The sequence below is a fragment of the Clostridium lamae genome (genome assembly GCF_033043255.1).
Taxonomy (GTDB): Bacteria; Bacillota; Clostridia; order Clostridiales; family Clostridiaceae; genus Clostridium; species Clostridium lamae.
Genome location: NZ_JASCQJ010000027.1, coordinates 24,767 through 45,164, shown reverse-complemented (window position 1 = coordinate 45,164; position 20,398 = coordinate 24,767). Strand labels below are relative to the sequence as shown.

Annotated in this window: 14 protein-coding genes, 4 tRNA genes, 1 rRNA gene and 1 other annotated feature; of the genes, 17 read left to right on the top strand and 2 right to left on the bottom strand. The window is 27.9% G+C overall.

What is annotated here, in order from left to right; translation table 11 throughout:
- The 14 genes from rrf to addA form a co-directional block, all read left to right on the top strand.
- Positions 1–75: ribosomal RNA gene (rrf, locus tag QK892_RS18490) — 5S ribosomal RNA — on the top strand; the annotation flags it as partial.
- Between the two features lie 11 nt (positions 76–86).
- Positions 87–162: transfer RNA gene (locus tag QK892_RS12765), tRNA-Ala, on the top strand.
- 134 nt (positions 163–296) lie between these two features.
- The gene (locus QK892_RS12760; protein WP_317273919.1) at positions 297–806 is read left to right on the top strand and encodes an HDIG domain-containing metalloprotein; all 510 of its coding nucleotides are present in this window, start codon (positions 297–299) and stop codon (positions 804–806) included.
- Positions 807–821: 15 nt separating this feature from the next.
- Positions 822–1,328: a transcription repressor NadR gene (locus QK892_RS12755; RefSeq protein WP_317273918.1), complete on the top strand. Its 507-nt coding sequence runs from the start codon at positions 822–824 to the stop codon at positions 1,326–1,328.
- An 18-nt stretch (positions 1,329–1,346) separates the two neighbouring features.
- Positions 1,347–2,759, top strand: coding sequence for an FAD-dependent oxidoreductase (locus QK892_RS12750; RefSeq protein ID WP_317273917.1), 1,413 nt, complete (start codon positions 1,347–1,349; stop codon positions 2,757–2,759).
- Entirely contained in the window at positions 2,752–3,006 is a 255-nt protein-coding gene (locus QK892_RS12745) for a DUF1667 domain-containing protein (protein ID WP_317273916.1), read from the top strand. The genes QK892_RS12750 and QK892_RS12745 overlap by 8 nt, the downstream gene beginning before the upstream one ends.
- Positions 3,007–3,055: 49 nt before the next feature.
- Positions 3,056–3,253 (top strand) — a binding site (T-box leader).
- A gap of 64 nt (positions 3,254–3,317) precedes the next feature.
- Positions 3,318–4,595, top strand: coding sequence for a serine--tRNA ligase (gene serS / locus QK892_RS12740; RefSeq protein ID WP_317273915.1), 1,278 nt, complete (start codon positions 3,318–3,320; stop codon positions 4,593–4,595).
- Positions 4,596–4,725: 130 nt separating this feature from the next.
- Positions 4,726–4,816: transfer RNA gene (locus QK892_RS12735), tRNA-Ser, on the top strand.
- A 135-nt stretch (positions 4,817–4,951) separates the two neighbouring features.
- Positions 4,952–5,042 (top strand) — tRNA-Ser (locus QK892_RS12730).
- Between the two features lie 23 nt (positions 5,043–5,065).
- Positions 5,066–5,156, top strand: a tRNA-Ser gene (locus tag QK892_RS12725).
- 230 nt (positions 5,157–5,386) lie between these two features.
- Positions 5,387–6,331 (top strand): ROK family protein, encoded by a 945-nt coding sequence (locus QK892_RS12720; RefSeq protein WP_317273914.1) that lies wholly within the window; start codon positions 5,387–5,389, stop codon positions 6,329–6,331.
- A gap of 180 nt (positions 6,332–6,511) precedes the next feature.
- A complete protein-coding gene (locus tag QK892_RS12715; RefSeq protein ID WP_317273913.1) occupies positions 6,512–7,027 on the top strand; it encodes a GNAT family N-acetyltransferase in 516 nt (171 codons plus the stop codon).
- Between the two features lie 44 nt (positions 7,028–7,071).
- On the top strand, positions 7,072–10,506 hold the full coding sequence (gene addB / locus QK892_RS12710; protein WP_317273912.1) for a helicase-exonuclease AddAB subunit AddB: 3,435 nt from the start codon (positions 7,072–7,074) through the stop codon (positions 10,504–10,506).
- 3 nt (positions 10,507–10,509) lie between these two features.
- Positions 10,510–14,280 (top strand): helicase-exonuclease AddAB subunit AddA, encoded by a 3,771-nt coding sequence (addA, locus tag QK892_RS12705; protein WP_317273911.1) that lies wholly within the window; start codon positions 10,510–10,512, stop codon positions 14,278–14,280.
- A 34-nt stretch (positions 14,281–14,314) separates the two neighbouring features.
- On the opposite strand, the gene QK892_RS12700 is transcribed toward addA, so the two are convergent.
- Complete coding sequence (locus QK892_RS12700) at positions 14,315–15,673, bottom strand: CCA tRNA nucleotidyltransferase (protein WP_317273910.1); 1,359 nt, start codon at positions 15,671–15,673, stop codon at positions 14,315–14,317.
- 119 nt (positions 15,674–15,792) lie between these two features.
- Between QK892_RS12700 and QK892_RS12695 the strand changes: the two genes are divergently transcribed.
- Entirely contained in the window at positions 15,793–17,019 is a 1,227-nt protein-coding gene (locus QK892_RS12695) for a L,D-transpeptidase family protein (protein WP_317273909.1), read from the top strand.
- 36 nt (positions 17,020–17,055) lie between these two features.
- On the opposite strand, the gene QK892_RS12690 is transcribed toward QK892_RS12695, so the two are convergent.
- Positions 17,056–18,300, bottom strand: coding sequence for a L,D-transpeptidase (locus QK892_RS12690; RefSeq protein WP_317273908.1), 1,245 nt, complete (start codon positions 18,298–18,300; stop codon positions 17,056–17,058).
- A gap of 140 nt (positions 18,301–18,440) precedes the next feature.
- Between QK892_RS12690 and QK892_RS12685 the strand changes: the two genes are divergently transcribed.
- Together QK892_RS12685 and QK892_RS12680 are read left to right on the top strand one after the other, a co-directional pair.
- Positions 18,441–19,202, top strand: a complete 762-nt coding sequence (locus QK892_RS12685) for a DUF1189 family protein (RefSeq protein WP_317273907.1) — start codon at positions 18,441–18,443, stop codon at positions 19,200–19,202.
- A gap of 240 nt (positions 19,203–19,442) precedes the next feature.
- The gene (locus tag QK892_RS12680; RefSeq protein ID WP_394855032.1) at positions 19,443–20,351 is read left to right on the top strand and encodes a sensor histidine kinase; all 909 of its coding nucleotides are present in this window, start codon (positions 19,443–19,445) and stop codon (positions 20,349–20,351) included.
- Positions 20,352–20,398: the final 47 nt, after the last annotated feature.

Here is a 20,398-nt window from a genome sequence, read left to right as displayed (position 1 = left end):
AACAGGAAAGTTAAGCTCTACAGCGCCGATGGTACTGCATGGGAGACTGTGTGGGAGAGTAGGACGTTGCCAGGTTATTTTTATATGGGGGTATAGCTCAGTTGGGAGAGCACTTGCCTTGCACGCAAGGGGTCAAGGGTTCGAATCCCTTTACCTCCACCAAGAAGTCATGGAAACATGACTTCTTTTTTTATATAATTAAAAAATGATGAGCTAAGATAGAATTGATAATAAAAATATATAATGGTATTATTTTTATAGATAATAAATAATACTAAACTAGAAAGGTGATTTATATGACTTTCTATAGAATAAAGCAATTTATTTGGGGATTTACTTCATTATATAAGAAAATAGATTATACATATATAACTAAATTTTTAAATGAAGATGAAATAAAAATTTTTGATAATCTAAAGCATAATGATAAGCATCATTGTATAAGAGTATGTAAAGATTCAATAAAAATGAGAAATGAATTAAATATAAATGTAGATATGTATCAGTTAGGAAGAGCAGCTTTATTGCATGATGTAGGAAAGGGAGAAAGACATTTATCTCTAATAGAAAAGTCTACAGTTGTATTATTAGATAAATTTACTAAGGGAAAAATAAAGAAATTTAATAATATTAAGCAAATAGATGTGTATTATAATCATCCAAAGATAGGTCAAGATATCCTAATAAAAAATGGATTTGGATATGATGAAGAGTTATTGGATGTTGTTAGATATCATCATAGTGTAAATATAAAAAAAGAAAATAAAATGCTTAATATAATTAAGATTTGTGATGATAAAAACTAATTTTTGAGGTGATTTATGAGTTCTAAAAAAAGAAGAGAAGAGATTATAAATTTATTGTTTCAGAATAATGGACCCATAAAGGGAACAGAATTAGCTTCTTTATTTAATGTTACTAGGCAAATTATAGTTAAAGATATTGCAATATTAAGAGCAGAAGGTAGAAATATTATCGCAACACCAGATGGATATATTTATAATAAAGATAATAATAAGGTTAAATCTATAATAGCTGTTAATCATGATAGTAGTAAAACTATACAAGAGTTAGAAATAGTAGTTAAGTATGGTGGCATAATAGAAGATGTTATCATTGAGCATCCTTTATATGGAGAGATAAGAGGGAACTTAATGATTAAGAATTTAAATGATTTATATAAATTTGAAAATAAATTTAAAAATAAAGATGTTAAACCACTATCAAATCTAACTAATGGAATCCATCTACATACAATAGCAGCAGATAGCCAAGAAGATATAGAATCAATAAAAAAAGAGTTAAAAGAAAAGGGTTTTTTACTATAAGTATGGGAGGAATAAAATATGGATTATGATATTCTTATATTAGGTGGAGGAATTATAGGGTGCGCTGTAGCGTATGAATTATCTAAGTATAATTTTAACATAGCATTAATAGAGAGAGACTATGACATTGCAGATGATATATCCTTCGTAAATACATCAATTGTATATGATGGCTCTGAAACATCAGATGACGTAATGGCTAGATTTGAGTATATAGGTAATTCAATAATGGAGGAAACTTGTAGAAAGTTTAAAGTTCCATTTAAAAAAATAGGAGCATTAAGAGTTGTTAATGATGATAATGGGGTTAAAAAACTTATAGAAATGCATGAAAGAGCTATGCGAAGAGGAATTAATGGAGTTCATTTAATTGATGATAAAGCTATCTATGATATAGAACCTAATATTAATCATAATATAAAAAAAGGGCTTTACTCAGAGAATATAGCAATAGTGGCTCCTTATGATTTAGCCATAGCATATGCAGAAGTAGCATTTGATAATGGTGTAATTTTTAGATTAGAGGAAGAAGTGCTAAACATACAAAACTTAACTAAAGGATTTAGAGTTACTACAAATAAAAATAAATTTAGTTGTAAGGTAGTTATTAATACTATTCCACATGAGATATATATTAGAGAGAATGGAAAGGTTGAAGATAAGGATTCAGAAGTTACAGAAGGCAAATTTAAAAATATGAGTTATTTATTAGTAGATGATAACTACAAAAATAAACTTAATAAAATAGTTATAGAAACTTTCGATAAGAATACATTTGTTCTAAGCACTCCTACGACTACTACAGGATCATTAATAGGTATAAAGAGTACTGAAAAAACTAGTTTAAGTGATAATTTGCTTTATGCCAATAATTTATTACAAGATCTAAATAACAATAATATAAATAATCTTTTCAGAGAAAGTTATAATAAGGACTCAATGCTAATAGATGAAAGTGAAATTGATAAAGGATATATTAGAGTGACGGGAACTCACTATGGAAAGATAACAATAGCACCAGCTATAGCAAAAATGCTTTGTGATACTATTGCTAACAATTTAAATTGTACTTTAAAAAAGAATTTTATAGATAAAAGAAGAGAAGTATATAAATTTAGAGAATTAAGCAAGAAAGATGCAAATGAAATAATTTCTCTTGATAAAAGGTATGGGAAAATTATTTGCGTTTGCAACAATATCTCTGAAGGAGAAATAGTAGATTCGATAAGAAGACCACTAGGAGCTAGAACTGTAGAAGGTGTAAAAAGAAGAACAGGTTCAGGATTTGGAAATTGTCATGGATCCTATTGTTTAGGAAAGATAGTAAATATACTTGCTAGGGAATTAGATAAGAATGTAACAGATATAGTAGATGATTCTAAGGATTCTAAGATAATTTCAAGTAGAATAAAGGAGTTTGACGATGTATAAATCAAGTGAGCAAGATAATAATAAGGGGATATTTACATCAATAGTCAGAGTTAAGGGTAGCAATAAATATAAAGTGGTTCCAGTTAGATCTAGTGAAGAAGTAGACATAAATATTTGGGTAGAACTATCTAAGGTGCTAGGCAGAATATATGTAAGTACTCCAGTTAAAGTAGGAGATAAAATATGTAGAAATATACTTAATACTGGTATAGATATCATATGTACGAGGGATTTATCTGACGATTAATAATATATTGACATAAATATTTTTTTATAATATATTAAGAATAAATATATATAAACTGCTGAAAAGGCTAGTAATATCAATATTTACTTTAAGAGAGTCGATGGGTGCTGTAAATCGATAGTAATATGGTATGAATCCACCTTGGAGGGACTGTGATGAGCAGTACGGGAAAAACCGTTAATTTTTTTAAGAGAATAGCATTTTTGCTATTAATTAGGGTGGCAACGCGGAATCTTTCGTCCCTTTTAGGGGAAGGGTTCCTTTTTTATTTGCAGAAATAAATAAATATAAATTATTAGGAGGTATACATAATGTTAGATTTAAAATTTGTAAGGGAAAATCCAGAGATAGTTAAAACAAATATAAAAAATAAGTTCCAGGATAGCAAGCTTCCACTAGTAGATGAAGTAATAGAACTAGATAAAAAGCTTAGAGAAGCTAAACAACAAGCTGAGGCTTTAAGAGCTGATAGAAATAAATTTTCAAAACAAATAGGATCTTTAATGGCTCAAGGAAAAAGAGAAGAAGCAGAGGAAATGAAAAAAAAGGTAACTCAAAATTCAGAACTTTTATCTGCTCTAGAAACTCAAGAATCTGAGTTAGATGAAAGAGTTAAAACAATAATGATGACTCTACCAAATATAATTGATCCAAGTGTTCCAATAGGTAAAGATGATAGTGAAAATGTAGAAGTTGAACGTTTCGGGGAACCAAGAGTTCCAGATTTTGAGGTTCCATATCATACAGATATAATGGAAAAATTAAGCGGATTAGATTTAGATAGTGCTAGAAAAGTAGCAGGAAGTGGATTTTATTATTTAATGGGAAATATTGCAAGAATTCATTCAGCAATAATTTCATATGCTAGAGATTTTATGATAGATCGTGGATTTACTTATTGTATTCCTCCATATATGATTCGTAGTGAAGTTGTGACAGGTGTTATGAGCTTTGCTGAAATGGATGCTATGATGTATAAAATCGAAGGTGAAGATCTATATCTAATTGGAACAAGTGAACATTCAATGATAGGTAAATACATCGATACTATATTACCAGAAGAGTCATTACCACATACTTTAACAAGTTATTCTCCTTGTTTTAGAAAAGAAAAGGGAGCTCATGGAATAGAAGAAAGAGGAGTATATAGAATTCATCAATTTGAAAAACAAGAAATGATAGTTGTATGCAAACCAGAAGAAAGCATGGATTGGTATGAAAAATTATGGGTAAATACTGTAGATTTATTCCGTTCTTTAGATATACCAGTTAGAACTTTAGAATGTTGTTCTGGGGATTTAGCAGATCTTAAAGTTAAGTCTGTAGACGTTGAAGCTTGGTCACCAAGACAAAAGAAGTATTTTGAAGTAGGAAGTTGCTCAAATTTAGGTGATGCACAAGCTCGTCGTTTAAAAATTCGTGTGAATTCTAAAGAGGGAAAATATTTTGCTCATACATTAAATAATACAGTTGTGGCACCACCAAGAATGTTAATAGCATTTTTAGAAAATAACTTAAATGAAGATGGTTCAGTAAATATACCAACTGCACTTCAGCCATATATGGGAAATATGAAAGTAATTAAATAATTTAAATTTAAAGACTAAGCCTATATTGTTAGGTTTGGTCTTTATTATTATAAAGATAAAAAATATTTATAAATATATTGACATAATATTTTAATGTTGATATAATAATTTTTGTTGCGAGACGAAATATGGAGAGATGGTCGAGCTGGCTTAAGGCACCGGTCTTGAAAACCGGCGTACCTTTGCGGGTACCGTGGGTTCAAATCCCACTCTCTCCGCCAAAGAAAGCATCTAAGTTTTTAGGTGCTTTTTAATTTAAATATAACATAATAAAAATTTATTAAAAAAATTAAAAATAATAATTGACAATATATATAGTGGTTGCTATAATAATATTTGTCGCGAGACGAAAATATGGAGAGATGGTCGAGCTGGCTTAAGGCACCGGTCTTGAAAACCGGCGTACCTTTGCGGGTACCGTGGGTTCAAATCCCACTCTCTCCGCCATATAACCTTTTTAGAAGGCACATGGAGAAATACTCAAGTGGCTGAAGAGGCGCCCCTGCTAAGGGCGTAGGTCGGGCAACTGGCGCCCGGGTTCAAATCCCGGTTTCTCCGCCAAAGCATCTAACAGTTGTTAGGTGCTTTTTTTGCATTATAAAATAAAATTTTAAATTTAAATTAAAAATAAATTCATGATTGTATAAACATTAAGGAAAAAAATAAAAAATTCAAATTATTTATGTATTTTGAAGTAAATATGAACTTGAATTATTGTAAACAGTTTCCGAAGATGGTATACTATCACTATCATAAAAAAGAAAATTAAATTTATATCTAGGGGGATTGAGATGGAAAAGAAGTATGTAGTTGGTGTTGATTTAGGTGGAACTAAAATATACACAGCTTTAGTTGATTTAGAAGGAAATATAGTAAAGGAAATTACTGTTAAGACAGAAGCTCAAAAGGGCGAAAGTGTAGTTTTAGAAAAATTACTTAAAACAATAGATGATGTATTAGAAGGAACAGATATAAATGAGGTCAAAGCAATAGGTGTAGGTTCACCAGGACCTTTAGATGTAGAAAAGGGCTTAATAGTATATACTCCTAATTTACCATTTAAGAACTTCAATATAGTTCAACCTATAAAAGATAGATATAAATTAGATACTTACTTAGATAATGATGCTAACGTAGCGACATTAAGTGAATTCATGTTTGGAGCAGGTAGAGGAAGTAAAAATATGGTCTTCATTACTGTGAGTACAGGAATCGGTGGAGGAGCTATAATAAATGGAAATATATTTAGAGGCAGTACATCAAATGCATTAGAAGTAGGACATACTACAGTTATGAAGGGTGGTCCTAGATGTGGATGTGGCAATACAGGTTGTGCAGAAGCTGTTGCCTCAGGAACTGCAATCATGAAGAGAGCAAAAGAGGCATTAGATAGCAAAGTAGAAACTACATTGAAGAGCTATGAACAAGTGACTGCTAGGGAAGTATTTTTAGAAGCTGAAAAAGGAGATAAGGTTTCTCAAGATATATTAAATGATGCATTGTCTTATTTAGGAATAACAGTTGCAAATCTAGCAAATACATTTGATCCTGATAAGATTGTCATCGGTGGTGGAGTAAGTGAAGCAGGAAGAATTGTATTTGATAAAATAGAAGATGAAATGGAAAGAAGATGCCTAAAGACAATTTATGATCACTGTAGAGTTGAAAAGGCTTTATTAGGTGGCAAAGCAGGAGTCTTAGGGGCAGCTGCTCTAGCTATTTTAGAAAGTAAATAAATATATAGTTTCTGAGTATTATGGCATAGAAAAAATATAGAGATTTAACATAAGAAAGAGTTCGATTATAAAATTGAATTCTTTTTTTCTTATTCTACTTTTTGACTATACAAATGGATTTATAATAAAATATGTAATAATAAAGAATATGGTATAAACTATATTTAGGGGGATGGCAGTATGATACATGGAGAAAATATATATTTAAGAGATCCAGTAAGAGAAGATATAGATATTTTATACGATACTTGCGCAGACAAAGATGTACTTAAGTATAATGGGTTATCGACAGGAATTATGACCAAGGAATATATAAGAAGTCAATTTCATCATTTTACAAAACCAAATAAAAGGGAATTAGTTATAGTTACAAAAGATCGTGATCTAATAGGATATGTTTATTATAAAGAAAATAGTTATACTAGAGATGTTTATTCTATAGGGATAACTATTGGTAAGGATTATTGGAATAAAGGTTATGGACAAGATTCTATTAAAACTTTATGTAGATACTTATTTAATAAAAGAAGGACTCACAAGGTGGAGTTGGAAGTTGTTAAGGAAAATACCAGAGCTATAAATTGTTATAAGAAATGTGGTTTTAAAGAAGAAGGGGTAAGAAGAAGTAAGTATTACTACTCGGGAAAATACTTAGATACTATAGTTATGGGATTACTAAAAGAAGAATTTATTTAAGTACTTAGGGGATAATTAAGATATTAAATAGTAGGAGTGTTTGTATGGGAATTAGATTTATTTTCGGGAGGGCAGGTACCGGGAAAAGTAGATTTTGCTTAGAACAGATTAAAAAGAAAATAGAAAATATTTCTGGAGATAATAAACTTATTTTAATAGTTCCAGAACAGTATACTTTTGATACTGAAAAAAAGTTTTTAGATATAGTTACAGAAAAAGGTTTCTTAAGAGGAGAAGTATTAAGTTTTAAAAGAATGGCTCATAGAGTGTTTGAGGAATGTGGTGGGCGAACAGATATAAAGATAAGTGATTCAGGCAGAAATATGCTTATTTATAAGCTATTAAGGGAAAAGGGAGAGGAACTTCAGTACTTTAATAGGATGAGTAAAGAGCAAGGATTTTCATCAATAGTTTCTAAGGCATTAACTGAATTTAAAAAATATAATATTTCCGAGGAAATATTAGGTGCTAAAGAAGTAGAAATTCATGATGAAGAATTAAAAAAGAAAATTAATGATTTAAAAAATATATATGGTGAGTTTAATGAAGTACTTCATAAAAGATTTATAGATTCTGATGATGAATTAACATTATTAGCAAAAAAATTAAATGAATGCAATATATATGATGGTTCAGAAATTTGGATAGATGAATTCACTACTTTCACACCTCAACAACTAGAAGTAATAAAAATGCTTGCTAAAAGAGCAAAAACAGTAAATATAACTTTATGTAGTGATAGCTTAAGTGGGGGAAAAGAAATAGACTATACAGATATTTTTGATGCTATTAAGAATACTGAAAATTCTATTTTAAATATGATGAAAGAAGGAAATATATCTTATTTAGAACCGATAGATTTAAATAAGGGATATTCTTATAGGTTTTTAGAAAGTGAAGATCTTCAACATTTAGAAAGGCACTTTTTCACTTATCCATTTAAGCCTTATAAGGGAAAGGCTAATAATGTTAGGCTCTATAAGGCAAATAATAGTTATGAAGAAATTGATACTATAGCTAAAGATATTTTAATAATGGTAAGAGATAAAGGGTATAGGTATAAAGATATAGCTGTAGTTTGCAGAAATATAGATGAATATGAAAAAATAGCTACAGTCATATTTAATGATTATAAAATTCCTTTTTTCTTAGATAAGAAGAGAGATATATTAGATAATCCTTTAGTAGTATTAATAATTTCATCTTTAGAAATATTATCTATTAATTGGTCATATGAAAGTGTATTTAAATATCTAAAAAGTGGATTAGTTAAAATAGAAGGAAAGTATATAGATATACTAGAAAATTATGTTTTAGCTAACGGTATAAAAGGATATAAGTGGACTAAAGATCTCTATGATAGAGAGAATATATCTGAAGATGAAAATTTAGTTTTAGAAATTATGGAGGAAATTAGAGAGCCTTTAATTAAACTTCATAATAACATAAAAGGTAAGAAGACAGTACGAGATATAGCTACAAAACTTTATGAATTTTTAAATCAGTTAGATGTATTTAAAACTTTAGAGAATTGGCTTGATGAATTTAATGAATTAGGACTTCAAGATAAAATTAAGGAATATATGCAAGTTCCAGAAATGGTTATGGATATATTAGATCAATTAGTAGAAGTTTTAGGAGATGAAATTCTAGAAATAAAAGAATTTACGAAAATTCTTTTATCAGGTTTTGAAGAAAAAGAAATAGGGGTAATTCCCATGGCTTTAGATCAAGTAAACATTGGAGATATATCTAGAATAAAAGGAAGAGATGTTAAAGCCTTATATTTAATAGGAGTAAATGATGGAGTATTACCAGCAGTAAGCAAAGATGAAGGAATAATAAATGATAGAGAAAGAGAGATATTAAAAAGCATTGGTATAAGATTAGCTTCGGATACTAAAAGTAGAGCATTTGAAGAGCAATTCATAGTTTATACAGCATTGACAATAGCATCAGAATACTTAATGGTGACATTCCCAATGGCAGATTTTGATGGAAAATCATTACGACCATCTATAATTATTCCAAGGCTTAAAAAAATATTACCTAATGTATTAGAAGATAGTGAAATATATAACTTAAGGGATAAGAACGATAAATTTAGTAAAATAACAGCACCAGTACCAACTTTTAATGAGTTAATAACTGCTCTAAGAATGGAGTTTGAAAAAGAAGAGGTAGATGAATATTGGGCACAGACCTATAAATGGTTCGAAAATGACGATGTCTTTAAAAATAAGGCAAATGCAATGTTTAAAGGTCTAACTTATACTAATTTAGTAGAAAAGGTTCCTAGAGATAAAATAAGGAAACTTTATCAACTAGAAAATAAAAAACTTGTATTTAATATATCAAGAATAGAAAAATATGCACAATGCCCATTTTCCTATTATGTACAATATGGATTAAAAGCTAAGGATAGAAAGGTGTATGAGTTCTCTGCACCAGATTTAGGATCATTTATGCATAATATACTAGATGATTTTACTAATACAATTAGAACAGAAAAAATAGCTTGGTCCGATTTAAATAAGGAAAAGTGTAAGGCAATAGTTAATGAATTGGTAGATAAAAAACTTGATGGTGATACTAATTCAATATTAAATAGCACAAAAAAGTATAAGTATTTTGCAGACAGATTTAAAAGGACTATAACAAAATCAGTTATGGTAATATCTGAACAAATGAGAAAAGGGAAATTTGAAGTCTTTAGAAATGAATTTGAGTTTGGTGGGTTCAAAGATGGAGAGCCTATAAAAATAGAATTGCCATCTAAGGAGATAGTATATTTAGTAGGTAGAGTAGATAGAATAGATACTTTAGATTTAGATGGAAATACCTATATTAAGGTAGTGGATTATAAATCAGGTAATAAGAAATTCAACTTAACAGAAGTTTATTATGGGTTACAAATACAATTATTAGTTTATTTAGATGCTCTAATTAAAAACTCGAAATATATACTAGAGAAGCAAGCTATGCCAGGAGCAATACTATATTTCAAAATAGATGATCCAATAATTAAATCTAAAAAACAACTTACAGAAGAGGAAATTAAAGATAGTATACTAAAAGAATTAAAAATGAGTGGATTACTACTTAAAGATATAAATGTTGTAAAGGCTATGGATAGTGATATAGAATCAGCATATTCATTAATTATTCCTGCAGCGATAAAGAAAGATGGGAATTTTACAGCGACAAGTTCAGTAGTTACAGAAGAGCAATTTGATATATTAAGAAAGTATGTTAATGATAAGATGGCAGAACTTTGTGAGGAAATGTTAAGTGGAGAAATAAAGATAGTTCCATGTAAAAATAATAATACACCATATTGTGATTACTGTGATTACTCATCAATATGTCAGTTTGATACTTCCATAGAAAATAACAAATATAAAATTGTTTTAAAGAAAAGTAATGATGAAGCTTGGAAATTAATAAAAAATGAGGTAGAGAAGGGAGGTAATGATTAATATATGGGGAGCACTAAATGGACTGAAGATCAGTTAAAAGCTATTACAACAAGAGAATGCAATCTTTTAGTAGCAGCTGCCGCAGGATCAGGAAAAACAGCAGTTTTAGTTGAAAGAATAATAAGAATTATTACTAATGAAGACAATCCGGTAGATATTGATAGACTTTTAGTAGTTACATTCACTTCTGCAGCAGCAGCAGAAATGAGAGAAAGAATAGCAGATGCCATATCAAAAGCATTAGAAGTTAATCCTAATTCAAAGGTTTTACAAAGACAATTAACCCTTTTAAGTAGGGCTAATATAACTACTATGCATTCATTTTGCTTAGATGTAATTAAAAATTACTATCATATTATTGATCTAGATCCAACTTTCAGAATAGCAGATGAAACAGAAAATACATTATTAAAATTAGAAGTTATTAATGATATGTTCGAAGACTATTATGAAAATGAAGATGAAGAATTTAGAAATCTAATTGAAGCATACAGCACTTCTAAAGATGATGAAAAATTAAAAAATATAATTTTAGATTTATATAGATTTTCTATGAGCGGACCTTGGCCAGAAAAGTGGCTTAAAAATAGTGCAGAAAGTTTTAACATAGAAACTATTGAAGACTTGAATAAAACAGTATGGATAAAAATCTTGAAAGAAACTATAGCTATTGAGGTTTCTGGCTATGTAAGAATATTAGAAAAAGCCATTGATTTAATTAAAGAAACTGACGGATTAGAACCTTATTTAGCAACATTCACAGATGAATTAAATATGTTTAATTCAATTATAGAATCTTTAAATTATGGTATAGAAGAGCTTTATCAAGAAATAAATAAACTTAGCTTTGGGAGATTAAAGTCTGTTAAAAAAGATAAGGTCTCAGATTTAGATATATTAGAAGTAGTAAAATCTATCCGTGATAGCATCAAGAAAAAATCATTAAAATTAATTGAAGATAGTTTTTCTATGTCAATAGAAGCATCATTAGAAGGAATAAAAAAATCTTATCCTTATATGAGAATGATAAGTAAGCTAACATTAGATTTTATAGAAAGATTTAAAGTAAAAAAGAGGGAAAGAAACTTACTTGATTTTAATGATTTAGAACATTTATGCTTAAAGATACTAGTAAATTATGATGAAGAGGGAAATATCATACCATCAAGTGTATCTGAAGGCTTTAGAGAATATTTTGATGAGGTGCTTGTAGATGAGTATCAAGATTCAAATAATGTTCAAGAATCTATTATAGATTTAGTATCAAGAAAGAGCTTAGAAAATCCAAATGTATTTATGGTTGGTGATGTTAAGCAAAGTATATATAGATTTAGACAGGCAAAGCCAGAATTATTCTTAGATAAGTATAATAAATATCCTTTAGAATCAGGAAGCTTAAATCAAAAGATACAACTTTACAAGAACTTCAGAAGCAGAGAAGAAGTTATAAATGGAGTTAATTATATATTTAAGGAAGTTATGTCTAGAACTGTAGGAGAACTTGAATATACAGATGATGAAGCTCTTAATTTAGGTGCCAGTTATAAGGAAAATGAAGATGAAAATACAATTATAGCAGGTCCTATAGAACTTCACATTTTAGATAAGTCTGGGATTAAAGAAGCATCAGATGAAGACAAAATAGAAGAGGTTAATTTAGAAGACGGAGAGGTAGAAGAAGAGGAAGACGTAGATGCTATAGTTCTTGAGGCAAGAATTGTAGCAAGAAGAATTAAAGAATTATTAAATCCTGATTTTAAAACAGGGAAGATATTCAAAGTATTAGATAAGGAAACTGGAGAATATAGACCATTAAAGTATAAGGATATAGTTATTTTACTAAGGGCAACAAAAAACTGGTCTGAAGTATTTTTAGAGGAACTTGGATATGAAGGGATTCCTGTTTATGCTGATACAGGAACAGGATATTTTGAAACAATAGAAATAAGAACTATTATGTCACTATTAAAAATAATAGATAATCCAATGCAAGATGTACCTATGATTTCAGTTTTAAGATCGCCATTAGTTAGCTTTACTGCAGAGGAGCTAGGAGATATTAGACTTCTAAATAAGGAAAAATATTTTTATGAAATTATAAATGAAGTATCACGAGATTGCTATGAATTAAGTGATGAACTTAAGAATAAATGTAAGGTTTTTATTAATAATTTAGAAAAATGGAGAAAAAAAGCCATATATACTCCTATAGACGAATTTATATGGTATTTATATATGGATACAGCTTACTATGGATATGTAGGAGCAATGCCAAATGGAAAGCTAAGACAGGCAAATCTAAAAATACTATTCCAAAGGGCTAAACAATTTGAACAGACTAGCTTTAAAGGCTTATTTAACTTTATTAATTTTATAAATAAGCTTAGAAACTCTTCAGGAGATATGGGAAGTGCAAAGGTTCTAGGGGAAAATGAAGATGTTGTAAGAATTATGAGTATTCATAAAAGTAAGGGGTTAGAGTTTCCTGTAGTATTTACGTCAGGCTTTGGAAAACAATTTAACTTAATGGATTTAAATAAATCAATTTTATATCATGATGATTTAGGATTAGGGCCAGACTATGTAGATTTAGAAAAAAGAAATTCATATAGCACTTTAGCGAAGGAAGCTATAAAAAAGAAAATACTATTTGAAACTCTATCGGAAGAAATGAGAATTCTTTATGTTGCATTCACAAGAGCAAAGGAAAAATTAATTATTACTGGAGCAACAAGAAATTTAGAAAAATCAATATCTAGATGGATGTCAGCAGCAGTTTTGGATGAGCAGATAGTACCAGCGTCAGAAGTATTAAAGGGAAAAAGTTATTTAGATTGGATTGGAATGGCACTATGTAAGCATAGAGATGGTGAGAAGCTTAGGGAGTATATAAGTGCTAATAATGATCTACTTGTTAATGATTTTTCCACATGGAAGGTTAAAATGTGGAGTAAAAGCGAACTAGCTGTGGAAAAAGATGAAGTCGCTGTGGATGAAATTACAGAAGATAACCTGTTTATTAATTCAAAAGTAAACAGTATAGATGAAGAAATAAGAAGAAGATTAGGATATCAATATAAATATAAATTAGCAGAAGGACTACCAAGCAATGTATCTGTATCTGACTTGAAGAGATCTCTATATGAACATGAAGAAGATGATGTACTAACAGTTAATATTTTTAGAGATAAGGAAGTTTTAAAACCAAAATTTCTTCAAGAAAAGAAAGGATTATCAGCATCCGAAAGAGGAACAGCAGTGCATTTCATAATGCAAAAATTAAGTTTAGATAAAGTATCCACAAGAGAGGATATAAGAAATCAAATTGAAGATATGAAAAATTACAATCTACTTTCTGAAGAAGAGGTTAAGGCTGTTGAGAGAACTGACTTTCTAGGTTTCTTTAAAAGTGAGTTAGGGAAAAGAATGCTAGATGCATATATGAATGGAAGATTATTAAAGAGAGAGATGCCTTTCTACACAGAAATTAGTAGTTTAGAGATAGATAATACATTGCCACTAAAAATATATGATAACGAAAAAGTTAGACTTCAGGGGATAATAGATTGTATATTTGAAGAAGATGATGAAATAATACTACTAGACTATAAAACAGATTATGTTATAGAAGGAATGGAAGAAGAGATTATAGAAAAATATAGAGTTCAATTAAGATACTATAAGGATGCTGTTGAAAAGATAACAGGTAAAAGAGTTAAGGAAAGTTATTTATATTTATTTGGATTAAGTAAAGCCGTTATAGTATATAAGTAATAGGTATTTAGGCTGAATAGTAAAAAGTACAGCTTTATTGCTGTACTTTTTTATATATAAAATCTTTTCCTAATTCTATTAATAATTCTTTAGAATTTTGATTGGAATCTTCCAAAACTTTTTCAAGTAAATAATTTAAAGTTTCACCTATTAGTTTTCCAGGTTTTATATCTAATATATTTATTAAGTCTTCTCCGGTTATCTTTAGGTCCTTAATTGTAAGAGGTTCATTGTTTTGGAGAATATCTCTAACTAGATATTCATTATAAGAAACCTTTTTTAAAAATGGTTCAGGATTATTTAATGAGGTAATATCTGCTCTTTGAAGTTTAAATAATAGATAGATGCTATCCTTACCAACAGAGTTAATTAACTTTTTAATTTCATATTTAGTTGGCATGTTATTTACATCTAGAACTAAGTGATGCTCAATTAGCTTTGATACTATTTTTATAGTATTATTATCAAATCTTAGATCAGATAATATCTTCTTAACCATTAATGATCCTTCAAGGCAATGTCCAGGGAAGCCATAAAAGCTACCATTATTAAATGGAGTTAATGTATTTATCTTACCTACATCATGGAATAAAGCAGATAAACGTAATATTAAATCACTTTCAGTATTATCAAGAACTTTTAATGTATGCGAAAAAACATTTCTATTATGGTTAGTACATTTAGGTGAGAAATCAACTAATGCATTTATATCAGGTAAAACTATTTCTAATAGTTTTGTATCCTTCATAATCTCTAGTCCTTTAGAAGGATTAGGAGAAAGTAATATTTTGCAAAGTTCATCTCTGATTCTCTCTTTACTAATATTAGTAATAAGTAAACTATTATTTTTTATTGCATTTAAAGTGTTTGTATCTATATCAAATGACAATTGACAACTAAATCTAATTGCACGAAGCATTCTTAAAGCATCTTCTTTAAAACGCTTATCTGGATCACCGACACATTTAATTATTTTATTCTCTATATCATTAACACCATTAAAATAATCAATTAAACCATTGATTTCATTATAAGCAAGAGCGTTTATAGTGAAATCTCTTCTGGATAAATCCTCCTTTATATCTGTAACAAAATTAACAGTTGAAGGACGTCTATTATCTAAATAATTCCCATCTGTTCTGAAGGTTGTTACTTCATATGGATTACTATTAATTAAAACAGTAACGGTTCCATGCTTCAATCCTGTGGGAATAGTTTTCTTAAAAAGAGAAATTGTATTCTCAGGTTTTGCAGAAGTAGTTATATCATAATCTTTAGGATTTAAGCCTAAAATACTATCACGGACACAGCCACCTACCATATATGCTTCATAGTTATTTTTATAAAACGTATTAATAATAAAATTCACTTCTTTTGGGATAAGTATTTTCATTTTTTTCCTACTTTCTAACCTTTATAAATAAATAATAACATAAATTGAAATAAATTATTAATTTATATAAAGATTTTATATGGTATACTTTAATATAAATTACACAAGAGGAGGTTATTATGAATAGAAAAAGAAGTATAGTAGTTATAGTTTCTATATTAGCAATTATAGCTATCTTGGCTTTAGGAGTTTCCATTTATAAAAATAATAATGAAAAAAAAGCAATCAATAATATAGAAGAACTTATATCAAATGGAGAGTATGAAGAAGCTATAAAATTCATTGATGAAACTAAAAGTAGTGAAATATTGATTTTATATAAAAATATACTTAGAGATCTATTAGAAATAAAAGATAATAATGATATGAAAAAAACTACGGATAAGGTAAATAGCTTTAAAAATAAATATGCTACTAATTTAAAGAATAGTATTTTTAGCAAGGTAAATGAGGATATATCTAAAATAGAAAAAGATATAAAAACATATTATGAAAAAGTAAGTAATGAGAAAGAAGCAATAACAGTCGCAATTAATGAGGATATAGATTCAGCGAAAGTATTAATAGATTCTTTTAAAAAGAATTATCCTAATGAAGATATTTCAAGTATTGAGGAAAAATATAATAAAAAATTAGAAGAGGAAAAAAAAGCGTTAGAGGAAAATAAAGTACAAGAAGATAATGATATCGTAGATGAAGATAGTAATAATAACAATGAAAAATATATATCTGAATTAGGAATTTCTAATACAGTAGCATCTAAAAATTCTAGCCAGATAATAACAGTGGTTAGTAAAGGTGGTTCTTATGGTGAATTAGCATTTTGGGAAAAAGATAATAATGGTCAATGGAGATTAGTGGACAAGGTATCCGCAAGGTTAGGTCAGAATGGGATGAAATCAGCAAGTGAAGTTTATGAGATGGATAAATGTACACCAACCGGGATTTATTCATTAACAGAAGCTTTTGGAATATATGCTGATCCAGGAACTGCATTAAGATATAGACAATTAGAAGGTTCAGAATATTGGGTTGATGATATAAATTCTGAGTATTATAATACTATGCAGTTTGGCGAACCAAATGGAAGATGGAGTTCAGCAGAAAAATTAATTGACTATCCAGGGTATTACAACTATTCATTAGTTATTGATTATAATAGATGGCCAGTAATTCCAGGTAAGAGTTCAGCCATATTTTTACACTGTGATGTAGGCTCATATACATATGGATGTGTTGCGATACCTGAGCAAAATTTAGTAAATATACTTCAAAAGTTAGACCCTGAAAAAGACCCATTTATAATTATGGATTTTACATATGAAGATATATATACAAAATATTAAATAAGAAAGAGCTGTCTTAAAACAGCTCTTTCTTATTTAATTTATAATTATTTTGGTATTATTAGATATATTATCATATAGCCATTTAGCATCTTCTACAGCTAATCTTATACATCCATGAGAGGCAGGTTCACCTAGTGTATAATCTACAATATTTTCTTGACTTTCATCAAATGGAAGTGAGTGGAATAGATAATCACCCATAAATTGAACCCAGTATTTAGCCCCTTGTTGGAATTCTTCTGAGAAGAACCAATCACCCCTATTAGTAACAGAAAAAATACCTTTAGGAGTTTCTTTACCTTCTATCCCTGTAGAACTTTCAAATTCTTTTACAAGATTCCAATTATTATTTGAACCCTCATAAACATAGGTTATTTGTTTATCTAAACTCAAATAAACAAGATAAGAAGTTTTACTAGCTATAGACAGACTATTTATATTTCTAGGTGTTATTTCTTGAAGAATCGCATTTGAAGTATATTCTGAATCGTCTCCTTGATATTCTTCCCTAAATAATTTAATTGAACTTATTTTATTTTCAATTTCAGTTATTTCATCTTCATTTAAAAGGTTCATGTCGTAATTAGATAAAATGTTAAGTGCCTTAGTGTAATATTTGTTAGCCACTAACTCATCGACACTCTCAAGTAAGTAATTTTTGTAATTTAATTCAAAATCCTCTATATATTCTTTAGCAATTTTATAATCATTAGAAGAAGATTGAGGAATTAAATTGAAATATTCCATAGCAGTTTCATAATCCTTTTGATTAAAAGCAGCTATTCCAAGATTTAGATAGCTATCTTCATTATCATCAAAATTACTCTCTGTATTAATTGAATCATTATTAAGAGTTGAATCAGTAGTAGTAGAGGCAATATCTTCAGAGTTTTCCTCTAAGGCAATAATTAATTTATCCAATGATGAATTTAAAATATTATAGCTCTTAATTTCATTTAATATTTCTAGAGCTTTAGTAGAACTAATTTCATCGTTAGATAAGGCTAAGCAAACTTTATTTACAATGTCAGTAAAATATGATGATAAGTCAGTATTAAGATTCTGCTTTTTCACAGTTAATACTTTACTGTTTAATATAGTTTTTGCATTAGAAAACTCATAGTTATTAAAGTTATTATAGAATTTAGATGTTAAGGATTCATATTGCGAGTTTAAATAAATATTTGCAGTAAATCCTAATAGTACTAACAAAAGAAAAATAGATAATAATTTAAAAATAGAAAATCTATTTTTCTTTTTGGATTTATTACTATACATTTTTAGACCTCCTTAAAACATATACTATAATCATTAACAAAAAAGTTAAAATTTAATCGTAAAAATTAATTTTAATAAAATTTGGTTAATATGTGATAAAATATTTATTAATTAAGAAATTTTAAGGAGTTTAGTAAATCATGAATGAAAACATAAGCTTTATTAAAAAACTAAAAATAAGTATAACTAGTATAAAAGGATATAAAGAATTAATAAAACAAAAACTTTCGCAGGCTATTATATATTCGATTTTATTATCTTTAATAGTTGGATCTATTCAGGGGATAATAAGTTTTACGTATATTAGTTCTATGCAAAGAACAATAGAGAAAGTTATTTCTTCAAGTGAATTTAAATTTACATTACAAGATGGAATATTAAATTTTGAAAATTCCCCTATAAAAAGCGAAGAAGGAAGAAGTATGGTATATATTAATACTAATATTTCTTTAGACGATTTAGAGAGTATAAGAAGTATAGTAGTACATAAAGATATATCTTTTTCTATATTAAAAGATGGATTATCATGTAGAATAAATGGAGAAGAATATAATTATAAATTTAGTGATATTCCACTTGTAGGAACGATAGATAATGAAATAATATTGAAATCTTTAAGTATTATTGGAGTATTTAAATATATATTCTTCATAAGTACTATAATTGTTACTTATATTACTTTCATGATAAATACTTTTATACTTTCGATTCTAGGAATAATACTGAGCAAAATAAATAATTTAAATTTACAATATGCAAATATATTTAAAATTTCTATATATGCTACGACATTACCCACAGTATTATCGCTAGCAATTCCAATAAGTTCATTTAGCTTTTTAATATCAGGAGCATATTTAATGCTGGTAGTAAATAATTTAAGATATGATAACAAATTATAAATAAGAATTTAAGGTCTTAATACTAATATATTAAGACTTTTTTTAAGTTCATTAAAATATTTGTTAAAAAAATAAAGATACAAGTAAGAAAGTTATGGATATAGAGACGGTAAATATTAAAAAATATGAAAAATGGAAATAAATACAAAAAGATATTGTTGTAAAAATGTGCATATGATACACTATAATTATGAGATTTTAAAAATTAACTATAAAACTGCTATAAAGGGGATTATCATGATGATTAATAATGAATTTATGGAAAGGGAATTATTATCAAATAAGGACAAATTAAGTGAATTTTTTATCAAAAGTGGCAGGAATTTAGCAAAGGAGGACTTAGTGAGTATAATAACAGAATTAATAAAAAGGAATTCAAATCAAGAAAACTTTTTGCTAAACATCTCACATGATTTAAGAGGGCATCTTAATGTAATATTAAGTGTAATGCAGATGATTAATCATGGAAATGTATCAATTACTGATAAAAAGGCTATTGAGTATATGGATATAGTTAAAAAAAATAGTTTGAAGATGCTTAAGTTAATAAATAATCTTATAGATACTACAAAGTTAGAAAATAATTATTATGTTATAAATAAAAAAAATATAGATATTATTTCTATGATAGAAAGTACGGTAAACTGCATAGATAAATATGCAAAGCAGAAAAAAATACAATTAATTTTTGATACGAACGAAGAAGAATGTATAATGGGAATAGATCCAGAGGTTGTAGATAGAATACTTATGAATCTATTATCAAATGCTATAAAATTTTCTTACGCAAATTCAAATGTTTATATAGATATATTTGTAATAAATAGTGAAATTAAAATTTCTATAAGAGATGAAGGTCCTGGTATAGCGAAACAGCATCAGGATAAAATATTTAATAGATTTTATCAAACGAAAAAAGTTGATAATCATGTTATTGGAAGTGGAATAGGATTAGACCTAGTTAGCTATTTAGTTAAATCTATGGATGGAGAAGTAATATTAAATAGTAGTGAAGGTAAGGGATGCGAATTCATAGTTATCTTTCCAATAAAAATTGTTGAGGAAAAAGAAAGCTATTGTTTGACGGATAATAATAGTAATAAAATTCAAATGTTAGAAATTGAATTTTCAGATATATACAATAATTAAATTTATTATTACTAAATATAGTTGCTTGATTTATTATGATAGTTATG